Origin of the sequence: Arsenicicoccus sp. UBA7492 (assembly GCF_002479615.1) — a bacterium.
GTDB classification, from domain to species: Bacteria; Actinomycetota; Actinomycetes; order Actinomycetales; family Dermatophilaceae; genus Arsenicicoccus; species Arsenicicoccus bolidensis.
This window is the reverse complement of the sequence record NZ_DLOE01000056.1, coordinates 1-11,232: the sequence shown is the minus strand read 5'-3', so window position 1 is coordinate 11,232 and position 11,232 is coordinate 1. Positions and strand designations below refer to the sequence as shown.

The following is an 11,232-nucleotide window of genomic DNA, read 5'->3' as shown; positions in this document are numbered from 1 at the left end:
CTTTAAGAGACACGCTCTAGGCCTGACACGTGCCCAGCGGCGTCAGCTGGTCGCGGCTCATCGCGGCGTCCACGGACGACGACTGCCACGGACCGTGATCGAGGACATCGGGGCGGTGAGCCGCGTCGTGCCCGACGATGCCGTCGTCTGCGGGGAGTCGGCGCTGTGGGTCCACCACCTGCCACACGCACAGCAGTGGTCGCCGACGCCCCGTCCGCCGATCCACCTGCTGGTGCCCGGCGAGCGTCGGATCCGCCTGGCCACGGTGCGTGACCACCGCCTGGGCGGCCGCCAAGCAGACACGGTGCACGTCGAGGGGCTCCCGCTCCGCGTGCTCTCGCCACCGGCGCTGTTCGCGCAGATGGCCCCGCACCTGTCCTTCCTCGACACCGTGATCCTCGGGGACGCGGTTGTCGGGTGGCGGAGCGTGTGGACGCCGGAGCACCTCGAGGCGGCACTTGGGCCTGGGCTTCCGGGTGTGGTGCAGGCCCGACGGGCGCTGCACCACGTGCGACCCGGGTCCAACTCGGTCACGGAGACCAAGAGTCGCCTGCTTCTCCTCGAGGCCGGTCTGCCCGAGCCCGAGCTCAATGTCTCGGTCGTCGTCGACGGCACCTGGCTGGCGTACGTCGACTTCCTATGGCGGCGTCACCGGCTGGTGGTCGAGTACTACGGCGTCCACCACTTCACCTCTGACCGCCAGCGCCGCGACGACCTGCACCGGGTGAGGGGGCTGCGTGACCACGACTACCGGGTCGAGGAGCTGACCAGCCGGGACCTCGCCCGCCCCGCGGAGATGGTGGCACGCGTGGCCAACGCGCTGCGCGAGCAAGAGGTCGCGCTGGGGCTCTGACCGAGGCGGTGGGGTTCCGGGGCGCCCGACGGGAAGTGACCCGTCGGGGCCACGGGGAGCCGATACTCGGGGGTCTCCCGACGGGAAGTGACCTGTCGGGGCGGGCGATGTGCGGAGGCCGCCGGGTTGGCGACGGGAAGTGACCGGTCGGGGCGGAGGGGGCGCCGAGGAGGCGGGTTGGCGACGGGAAGTGACCTGTAGGGGTGGGCGGTATGCGGAGGCCGGGGGGCTCGCGGCGGGAAGTGACCCGACGGGGCACCTGGGGCGGTCACAGCTGGGTGCTGGATCGCCCGTGGTGCCCCGCCGGGTCACCTGACTCGTCTGCGCGCGGCGGACGAGGTCAGTCGAGGCGGGTGAACAGCGGGTGGTCGGGCTTGCAGCTGGTGTCGGATGCGGGCACGAGCCGGTTGACGAGGTACTGCGTGCGGAGCTTGTCGACGCAGGTGCTCACGCCGAGCGCCCCGTGGCCGTAGCCGTTGGTCAGGGTGATCAGGCGGGAGGTCTTGAGCTCCTTGCGGTAGGCCACGGCGCCGCTGTAGGGGGTCGCCGGGTCGTGGTGGTTGCCGATGATCAGGACGGGCGTCGAGGTGGCCTTGGTGAACGGCCCGCGGTAGGCGTCAGGGTTCATCCCCGGCCAGCCCGCGCACACGCTCGAGGACCACAGCCACGCCGGACCGAAGCCGGGTGCCTGCCACTTGACGCGGCGGTCGGCCGCGATCCAGGCCTTCGGGTCCTGCGGGTTGAGCGAGTCCGAGCACAGGACGCCGTGGAAGCCGGCCGAGTAGACGGGGGCCTCGGGCTCGCCGGGAGGCTCCTCCGCGGCGGGAGCGGACGAGGACGAGGACGAGGACGAGGACGTGACCACGGACGAGCGCAGCGCGCCGGCCGACATGAGCGGGCCGTTGGTGCGGTGCGCGTCCTTGGGTGCGGTGGAGTCCGACAGGGGCGCGGGCGTCGGGTGCTCCCGGTCGACCTTGGCGGCCAGGGCCTTGAGCCGTGCCACGGCCACCTTGGGCGTCGCCGTGGCGCCCGCCGTGCCGTTGCCGTCCGCGGTGGCCGAGCCAGATGCCTTGCGAGCGGGCTTCTTCGGCGTCGTGGGGGCCACCGCCTGGCGCAGCTCGGTGATCAAGGGCATCAGCTGCGGGATGTCGTCGGCGGAGTAGAGCACCTGCAGCGCGAGGCCGATCACGTCGTCGTAGCGCAGGTAGTTGCCATCGCCCATGTCGACCGGGCCCTTGGACAGGGTGGCGAGGATGGCCTCCCAGTCCTTGCGGACCGTCTTGGCCTCCGCACAGAGGCTTGTCCCGCCGCGCTCGCACTCGGTGAACGCCGACATCAGCGCCTCGTGCGCCCCGAGGTGAGACTTGAGCCGCTCGGTGACCGGCTTGGTGCGGTGCTCCCCACCGCGGCCGGTCGCCCACGCGACGGGGTCGAGGACGCCGTCCACGACGAGGGCTCGGATGTTGTTGGGATACAGAGCGGCGTATGTCGCACCGAGGTAGCTGCCGTAGGAGATGCCGTAGTAGCTGATCTGCTTGTCGCCGAGCGCGCGCCTGGCGAGGTCCATGTCGCGAGCGGTGTCGGCGGTCGACATGTGCTTGAGGATGCGCGGCATGGCGGTGGCGCAGGTCTTGCGATAGGCGCGGTCGTAGGCCAGGTGCTGCGCGAACTCCTTGTCCCACAAGGGGAACGCGTGCTCGTCGAGCTGCGGCATCTGCTCGCCCGGCTTGCCGAAGCACATGGCCAGGTCCTGGCCCTCGATGCCGCGCGGGCCCACCCCGACGATGTCGAACCGCTTGCGCACCTGCGCGCCCAGGTCCTTGGCGAAGTAGCCGACGGTCTGCGTCGCGGGGCCACCGGGTCCGCCGGGGTTGGTGAAGAGGGAGCCGATGCGCTGGGACGGGTTGTCGGCGGGGCGACGGCTGATCGAGAGCCTGGTGGTGCCCAGCGTCGGGTCGTTGTAGTCGAGGGGCACCTCGAGGGTGGCGCACTGCAGGCCCGAGCCGCAGCGGGTCCACGTGACCTTGGGCGAAGCCATGGCGCGCAGGGCCGAGGCCGTCTTGGCGTCGTCCTTGGGCGACCGGCCGACGGTGCTGCCGGCCGTGACAGAGGTCGTGGCAGAGGTGGTGGCGGCGGTCGTGAGGCCGAGCGCGCTGCGGGAGGCGGCGGGTGCCGCTCCGGACGGTGAGGCGGCGACGAGACCGCCGCCGGCGGTGATCAGGACCGCTGCGGCGGCAGCGGCCGGGCGAGTGAGTGACATGGTCTGCTCCCCGGTGTTCGATGTCGGTCCCCCAGGTGCGTGGAGGCCCCCCGCACCCCATGCCGACGCGGCCATCCTTGCGCCCGAACGGGTGTCGGCGCCAGACCTCCCCGGGAAAATCTTGGGAGGCGGTCACGTGCTGTGACCGCCTCCCGCGATGTCGCCGGGATTGGACCGTTCAGGTCACGCCGCGTGAGGGTGGGTTCCCGGCATCCGGACAGGATCAGCCGGTCGCCATGGCGGCGGCCCGGCCCGCTGCCCGTCCGCTGAACAGGCAGCCGCCGAGGAAGGTCCCCTCGAGCGCGCGGTAGCCGTGCATGCCGCCCCCGCCGAAACCGGCGGCCTCGCCCGCGGCATACAGGCCTGGGACCGGCGACCCGGAGGCGCTCAGGACCCGCGCGGACAGGTCCGTCTCGAGGCCGCCGAGCGTCTTGCGCGTGAGGGTGGACAGCCGCACCGCGATCATCGGGCCGTGCTCGGGGTCCTCGAGGTGGTGGGGCGGGACGGTGCGGATCAGCTTGTCCCCGAGGAACCGTCGTGAGCCGTGGATGTGGGTGACCTGGCTGTCCTTGCTGAACGGGTTGACGATCTCGCGGTCGCGGGCGCGCACCTCGCGGCGCACCTGCTCGGGGTCCAGCCCGCCGTCCGGCTCGAGCGCGACCATGCGCGCGACGAGCTCGTCCAGCGTGCTCGCCTGCACGAAGTCCTCGCCGTGGTCGAGGAAGGCCTGCACCGACGGGGGCATGTCGGTGCGCGCCCGGGAGGCGACGCCGCGCCAGGAGCGTCCGGTGAGGTCGAGGTTCTGCTCCTGGCCGGAGAGGGTGAACTCCTTGCCGGCGATGGTCTTGTCGAGCACGAACCAGCTGTGGTCGGCGCCGACCTGCTGCAGGTGCGCGAGCGTCCCCATCGTGTCGAAGCCGGGGTAGAGCGGGACCGGCAGGCGGCGCCCGGTCGCGTCGAGCCACAGGGACGAGGGGCCGGGGAGGATCCGGATGCCGTGGCCCGGCCAGATCGGGTCCCAGTTGTGCACGCCCTCGGTGTAGTGCCACATGCGGTCGGGGTGGATGAGGCGACCACCCGCGGCCTGGGCGATGCCGATGCCGCGGCCGTCGACGTGCGCGGGGACGCCGGTCACCATGTGGCGCGGCGGGGTGCCGAGCCGCTCGGGCCAGGCGGCGCGCACGAGGTCGTGGTCGCCGCCGATGCCGCCGGTGGTGATGATGACGGCCTGCGCGCGGATCTCCTTGTCCTGCAGCACGGTCCGGTTGGTCGGGCGGCCGCGGTCCGCGTCGTCGGGAGCGAGGACCGAGGCGCGCACCCCGACGACCTCGCCGCCGCGACCGGGCTCGCCGCCCTCGACGATCAGCGAGTCCACGCGGTGGCGGAAGTCGAACCGCACGAGGCCGCGGTGCGCCAGGTCGCGGATGCGCCGCTCGAACGGCTCCACGATGCCCGGGCCGGTGCCCCAGGTGATGTGGAAGCGGGGGACCGAGTTGCCGGGCCCGAGGGCGTTGTAGCCGCCGCGCTCGGCCCACCCGACGACGGGAAAGAGCCGGTGCCCCATCTGGTGCAGCCACGAACGCTTCTCTCCCGCAGCGAAGCTCACGTAGGCGCGAGCCCACTCCCGCGGCCAGTGGTCCTCCGACCGGTCGAACCCCGCGGTGCCCTCCCAGTCCTGCCAGGCCAGCTCCTCGGTGTCCTTGATCCGCAGCCGCCGCTGCTCGGGGCTGTCCACGAGGAACAGCCCGCCGAAGGACCAGTAGGCCTGCCCGCCGAGCGACTGCTCGCCCTCCTGGTCCAGCAGCAGCACCTGCCGGCCTGCGCCCGCGATCTCGCACGCGGCGACGAGACCGGCGAGGCCGGCTCCCACGACGATGACATCGGTGTGCATCTCGCTCCTTCGGTCGGGCCTACCGGCCAGTTCGGTCCTCACCGTATGCCGGAACCGCCCGCCTCGGGAGCCCCCCACATCGCCCGACCGGTCAGACAACGACGGGGCAGGGTGTCGGGAAGTGACCGGTGGGCGGGGGTGGGGTCAGGCTGTGACGGACATCTCGGCGCGCAGGGCCTCGGCGAACCCGTCGACGTCGCCCTCGGTGGTGTCCCACGAGCACATCAGGCGCACCTCGCCGGTCGCCTCCTTCCACACGTAGAAGGGGTAGCGCGCCTGCATCCGCAGCGTGACCTGCGGCGGCAGCACCGCGAACACGGCGTTGGCGGCGACCTCTTGGGTGACGGTGACCCCTTCGATGCCGCGCAGAGCCTCGCCGAGGCGCCGGGCCATGGCGTTGGCGTGGCGACCGGACTCGAGCCACAGGTCCCCGGCGTAGAGCGCGAGCAGCTGGGCCGACATGAAGCGCATCTTGGACGGCAGCTGGGTGGACAGCTTGCGCACGAACTCCAGGCGTCGCACGGCGTCCGGGTTGACGACGACCACGGCCTCGACGCCCATCAGGCCGGCCTTGGTGCCGCCGAGGGAGACGACGTCGACGCCCACGTCCGTGGTGATGTCGGCGAGCGAGCAGCCCAGCGCCGCAGCGGCGTTGGCGATGCGGGCACCGTCGAGGTGGACGAACATGCCCAGCGCGTGGGCGTGCTCGCACACGGCGCGCAGCTGGTCGGGGGTGTAGAGGGTGCCGACCTCGGTCGACTGGGTGACGCTGACGACGCGCGGCTGCGCGTGGTGCTCGAAGCCGAATCCGTAGGCCTCGCGGTCGATCCGCTCCGGGGTGAGGCGCCCGTCGGGGGACTCGACGTCGACGATCTTGATGCCGGCGACCTTCTCCGGGGCGCCGCACTCGTCGGTGTGGATGTGGGCGTGCGAGGAGCAGATGACCGAGTCCCAGCGGTCCGTCATCGCCGACAGCGCAACGACGTTCGCCCCGGTGCCGTTGAACGTCGGCCAGCACGAGGCGTTCTCGCCGAAGTGACCGCGGACGACGTCCTGCAGCGCCTCGGTGTAGGGGTCCGCGCCGTAGGACCCGACGTGCCCGCCGTTGACGGTGGCGAGGGCCTCGAGGACCTCGGGGTGCACGCCGGCGTAGTTGTCGCTGGAGAAGCCTCGGCGGTCGACGTCGTGCAGGCGGTCGAGGGGCGGGGTGTGGGGCATCGTCACGTCCTTCGGTGGGGTCAACCAAAGGTATGACGTCGCGGCCCCACCCGCGGCCGATGCCCGGCGCCCGGACCGGGTCGACGCTGGTGGAGGCGCCGCGCCGGCGCCGCAGACCGAGCGTCCGAGGACCAGATGAACACCCGCACCCAGCGCCATGCCGCCGACCCGAACCCGAGCTCCAAGCCGGGCCCGACCCCGAACGCGTCGCCGGAACCGACCGCGACGCGTCCGTCGACGCCGACCCCGGGGCGTCGCACCCCGGCGCCCTCGGGCGGATCGAGCCGGGGGCCCTGGCGGCGCCTGGCGGACGCCGTGACCTCCCGCCGTGGTGCCTGGGTCACCCTCGTGCTCGCCGTCCTGGTCACCACGGCCCTCATGGGTGCCCTGCGGGGCGCCGAGATCGGTCGCGCCGACGAGACGCTGCCGCCGGACTCCGAGTCCGCCCGGGCCGCGGCGCTGCTCGCCGGCTTCCCCGGCAGCGAGCTCAGCCCCGTGATGGTGGTGATGACGCGGTATGACGAGCGCCCGCTCGCAGCGGGCGATCTCGCAGCCGCGCAGCGTGTGGGCACTGACGCGGCGGGCAGCGTCGGGCAGCGGGCGTCGCGCCCGATCCCCTCGCAGGACGGTCGTGCGGTGCTGGTGAGCATCCCGGTGCGCGCGGACCGTCCCAACACCGAGATCGCCACCGACGTCAAGGCGATGCGAGCCGCGATCGCGCGGCCCGGAGCGGCGACGGCGGGGGATGGAGCGGCGACGGCGGGGGACGGACCCGCGACGGCGGGGACCGCTGGGGCACCGGGGCTGCGGGCCCAGGTGACCGGCGGGCCGGCGTTCGGCGCGGACGTGGCGGGCGCCTTCGACGGCGCCGACCTGCGCCTGCTCGCCGTCACGATCGGGATCGTCGCGCTGCTGCTCCTGCTGACCTATCGCTCCCCGGTGCTGTGGCTGGTGCCGCTGGTGGCCGTCGCCCTGGCGGACGGCCTGGCGGGCGTGGTGGCCAAGGCGATCGGCCAGGCGTGGAGCCTCAGCTTCGACAGCGGGATCGTCAGCGTCCTCGTCTTCGGCGCCGGGACCAACTATGCGCTGCTGCTGATCTCGCGCTACCGCGAGGAGCTGCGTCGCAGCGACGACCACCGGGTCGCGCTGCGCGACGCCCTCGTGGCGACCGGCCCGGCGGTGCTCGCCTCCAACGTCACCGTCGTCCTGTCCCTGCTCACGCTCGTGCTGGCCGTGCTGCCCGGCACGCGGGGTCTCGGCCCCACGTCGGCGGCGGGTCTCCTGATCGCGGCGGCGTTCGCGCTGGTGGTGCTCCCCGCAGCGCTCGCCATGTGCGGGCGGACGCTGTTCTGGCCGTTCGTCCCTCGCGTCGGTGACGCCGACGCCTCGACGACCGGGCCGTGGGCCCGCGTGGCGCGCGCCGTCACCTCCCGCCCGGTGCCGGTCCTCGCCGTCAGCCTCGTCGTGGCCGCCGTCATGGCGAGCGGGCTCGTCGGCACGCGCGTCGGGCTGTCGCAGACCGAGCAGTTCCGTGTCGCCTCCGAGTCCTCGGCCGGGCTGCAGACGCTCGCGCGTCACTACCCCCAGGGCGAGAGCGCCCCGATGACGGTGGTCAGCCGCACCGAGGCCGCACCCCGCGTGGCCGAGGCGGCCCGGCATGCGGCCGGGGTGGTCCGCGTCCAGCCCCTCGCCGAGCACGACGGGTGGACCCGCACCATGGTCGTCGGCAGCGCCGAACCCGACTCTGCCGCAGCGCAGGACGTCGTCCGCGAGCTGCGCGACGCGGTGCACGCCGTGCCCGGGTCCGACGCGCTCGTCGGGGGCCAGACCGCCCGCCAGGTTGACGCCGAGGTGGGCGCTCGTCACGACCTCACGCTCGTGGCCCCGCTCATCCTGCTCGTGGTGCTGCTCGTCCTGGTGGCTCTGCTGCGCGCGGTCGTCGCACCGCTGATCCTGCTGGGGGTCAACGTGATCAGCGCGCTGGCCGCCATCGGGCTCGGGACCTGGATCGGCCGGACGGCCTTCGGCTTCCCGGGGCTGGACGTGCTCGTGCCGCTGCTGTCCTTCCTGTTCCTGGTCGCGCTCGGGATCGACTACACGATCTTCCTCGCGCACCGCACCCTGCACGAGGCGCAGGACCACGGCATCCACGAGGGCGTCGTGCGCGCGGTCGGCGCGACCGGAGGTGTGATCACCAGCGCGGGGATCGTGCTGGCGGCGGTGTTCGCGGCGCTCGGGGTGCTGCCGCTCGTCACCCTCGGTCAGCTCGGGCTCATCGTCGGGCTCGGCGTGCTGATCGACACGCTGCTGGTCCGCACGCTGGTCGTGCCCGCCGTCCTCGCGGCCGCCGGTGAGCGGCTGTGGTGGCCGCGACGGCTAGCCTCGAGGCCATGACCTCGCACCCTCACCCGCCGACCGTGCGGCGCCTCCAGGGGGCGCTGCACGGTCTGGTTGTGGTGCTGCTGGCCGTGGCCGCGGTGCGCGGCCTGGTGCTCGGGTCCTCGCCCGCCCTCGTCACCCTCGCCTCGGTGGTCCTGCTCGGCTGGTATGCCGTCGGCGCCGGCCTGGCCCGGCGAGCCGCACCCGCGCCTGCGTCTGGCGCTGGCGCTGCCGGCGAGGCGGAGCGAGGCGGACGGCGCTCCTCGGCGCTGGTGTGGATGGGCGTCCTCGTGGGGCTCTGGGCCGTGGTCGTGCTGGTGGTGTCGCCCGAGTTCTCCTGGCTGGCCTTCCCGTTCATCCTGATCGGCGTCCTGGTGCTGCCGCCCCTGGTCGCCCACCCGCTGGCCGCCGCGATGACGGTGGTGGTGGTCGTCGCGCAGCTGCGCGGGGCCGGTCCGGAGTCGCTGCGCGCCGGCATGGTGCTCGGGCCGGTGCTCGGGGCGCTGGTCGCGATCGGGACGGGTGCCGCCTACCTGCGGGTGCTCCGAGAGAGCGAGGACCGCCGGCGCCTCGTCGAGCAGCTCGTCGCCGCCCAGGACGACCTGGTGGCCGTGCACGACGAGCTCGCCGCCACCCAGCGCGAGGCCGGGGTCGCCACCGAGCGCACCCGCATCGCCCGCGACATCCACGACACCCTTGCCCAGGGCCTGAGCTCGATCGTGCTGCTGTCCCGCGCCGCTGCGGCCGACCCCGCCTCGCGCGAACCCCTGCTCGCGCAGATCGAGGCCACCGCCGTCGACAACCTCGAGGAGGCCCGCCGCGTCGTCGCCGCCCTCACGCCGTCCGCGCTGGAGCAGGCGCCGTTGCCCGCCGCGATCGGGCGGCTCCTCGAGCGGCTGGGCGCGCAGTCCGGCATACGCACGACCCTGCACGTCGACGGCGACGCCCGGACCATCCCGACCACGGTCGAGGTCGCGCTCCTGCGCGTGGCACAGTCGGCGCTCGCCAACGTGCGGCTCCACTCCGGCGCCTCCCGGGTCGTCGTCACCATCTCGTATGCCGACACCTCCGTCTCGCTGGACGTCCTCGACGACGGGAGGGGCTTCGACGAGTCCCGGCTGGCGTCGGCGCCGCTGGGAGGCACGGGATTCGGTCTGCGCGCGATGCGCTCGCGCCTCACCGAGCTGGGCGGGCGGCTCGACGTCGAGACCGCCCCTGGCGACGGCACCGCGATCGCGGCTACCGTCCCCCTCTCGACCCCTCACCGGCAGGAGCAGCCATGACCGTGCGCGTCCTGGTCGTCGACGACCACCCGGTCGTGCGGGCCGGGCTGCGCGCCCTGCTGGCGGTCGACGCCCGGGTCGACGTGGTGGGCGAGGCCGCCTCCGGCGAGGAGGCGCTCGTCGTGGCGCGCGCCCGGCGGCCCGACGTCGTCCTCATGGACCTGCAGCTCGGCGCGGGGCTCGACGGGGTCGCCGCCACCCGCGCGCTGCGCGCCGACCCGGACGGTCCGCGTGTGCTGATCCTCACGACCTACGACACCGACGCCGACATCGTCCGCGCGGTCGAGGCGGGGGCGGCGGGCTACCTGCTCAAGGACACGCCGCCCGCCACGCTGGTCGCCGCTGTCGAGCGTGCGGCCCGGGGGGAGACGGTCCTGGCGCCGCGCGCGGCCGAGGTGCTGGTCGGGCACATGCGGGACCCGCGCCCGGCGTTGTCCGACCGCGAGGCGCAGGTGCTCGCGCGCGTCGCGGCGGGCCACAGCAACCGCGAGATCGCGCGCGAGCTGCTGATCAGCGAGGCCACCGTCAAGACCCACCTGGTCCACGTCTTCGACAAGCTCGGGGTGGACTCGCGGACGGCCGCCGTGGCGGTGGCGCGGGAGCAGGGGCTCCTGCGCTGACGGCCTCACGGCCTCACGGCCTCACGGCACGACGGCTGACGGCCTGACGGCAGACGCGACGGGTCAGGCGCCGACGACGAGGCTCACGCCGAGCGCGATCATCACGACGGCGATCACCAGGTCCAGGACCTGCCACGCCCGGGGCTTGGCGAACAGTGGCCGCAACCAGCGGGCGCCATACCCGAGGGCGGTGAACCACAGCAGCGACCCGGCCATCGCGCCGAGCCCGAACCACCACCGCCCGTCCCGCCCGTGCGTGGCGGACAGCGACCCGAGCATGACGACCGTGTCGAGGTAGACGTGCGGGTTGAGCCAGGTGAAGGCCACCGTGGTCATCACCGCGGCTCGCAGGCCGTCGACGCCGCGCTCCTCGGCGGTGAGGCTGCCCGGGTGGCGGGCGGCCAGGGCGGTGCGGATCCCGAACTGCACCAAGAAGATCGCGCCGCCCCAGCGGGCCAGCGTGACGACGGTCGGGTGGGAGGTGATGAGGGCGCCCACGCCCGCGACGCCCGCGAGGATCAGCACGGCGTCGGACAGCGCGCAGATCGCGACGATCACGCCGACGTGCTGCCGGAGCAGTCCCTGTCGCAGCACGAAGGCGTTCTGGGCGCCGATGGCCACGATCAGACCGAGTCCGGTGAGGAGGCCGACGGCTGCGCTTTGCACGGGAGACATGACGACGACGCTAGGGCGTGTCTCCCAATGACGTGTGGGGTGACCCGCGATTC

General features: G+C 73.6%; 8 protein-coding genes. 4 read left to right on the top strand and 4 right to left on the bottom strand.

Annotation, left to right across the window (positions count from 1 at the left end; all coding sequences use genetic code 11):
- A partial coding sequence (locus tag B4E97_RS16575) for a hypothetical protein (protein ID WP_286960827.1) occupies positions 1 to 853 on the top strand: 853 nt, incomplete at its 5' end.
- A gap of 340 nt (positions 854 to 1,193) precedes the next feature.
- Here B4E97_RS16575 and B4E97_RS16570 read toward each other — a convergent pair.
- The 3 genes from B4E97_RS16570 to B4E97_RS16560 form a co-directional block, all read right to left on the bottom strand.
- Positions 1,194 to 3,113 (bottom strand): alpha/beta hydrolase, encoded by a 1,920-nt coding sequence (locus B4E97_RS16570; protein WP_286960826.1) that lies wholly within the window; start codon positions 3,111 to 3,113, stop codon positions 1,194 to 1,196.
- Positions 3,114 to 3,336: 223 nt separating this feature from the next.
- Entirely contained in the window at positions 3,337 to 5,004 is a 1,668-nt protein-coding gene (locus B4E97_RS16565; protein ID WP_286960824.1) for an FAD-binding dehydrogenase, read from the bottom strand.
- A gap of 144 nt (positions 5,005 to 5,148) precedes the next feature.
- Positions 5,149 to 6,222: a threonine aldolase family protein gene (locus B4E97_RS16560; RefSeq protein ID WP_286960822.1), complete on the bottom strand. Its 1,074-nt coding sequence runs from the start codon at positions 6,220 to 6,222 to the stop codon at positions 5,149 to 5,151.
- A gap of 135 nt (positions 6,223 to 6,357) precedes the next feature.
- On the opposite strand from B4E97_RS16560, the gene B4E97_RS16555 reads away from it, so the two are divergent.
- The 3 genes from B4E97_RS16555 to B4E97_RS16545 are packed head-to-tail and all read left to right on the top strand — an operon-like array spanning position 6,358 to position 10,504.
- The gene (locus B4E97_RS16555; RefSeq protein WP_286960820.1) at positions 6,358 to 8,616 is read left to right on the top strand and encodes an MMPL family transporter; all 2,259 of its coding nucleotides are present in this window, start codon (positions 6,358 to 6,360) and stop codon (positions 8,614 to 8,616) included.
- On the top strand, positions 8,613 to 9,884 hold the full coding sequence (locus B4E97_RS16550) for a sensor histidine kinase (RefSeq protein WP_286960818.1): 1,272 nt from the start codon (positions 8,613 to 8,615) through the stop codon (positions 9,882 to 9,884). Before B4E97_RS16555 ends, B4E97_RS16550 begins: the two co-directional genes overlap by 4 nt.
- Positions 9,881 to 10,504 (top strand): response regulator, encoded by a 624-nt coding sequence (locus B4E97_RS16545; protein ID WP_029212938.1) that lies wholly within the window; start codon positions 9,881 to 9,883, stop codon positions 10,502 to 10,504. Before B4E97_RS16550 ends, B4E97_RS16545 begins: the two co-directional genes overlap by 4 nt.
- Before the next feature lie 63 nt (positions 10,505 to 10,567).
- Here B4E97_RS16545 and B4E97_RS16540 read toward each other — a convergent pair whose 3' ends face one another.
- Positions 10,568 to 11,179 carry a LysE/ArgO family amino acid transporter gene (locus B4E97_RS16540; RefSeq protein ID WP_286960817.1) on the bottom strand — a complete coding sequence of 204 codons (612 nt, stop codon included), beginning with the start codon at positions 11,177 to 11,179 and terminating at the stop codon, positions 10,568 to 10,570.
- Positions 11,180 to 11,232: the final 53 nt, after the last annotated feature.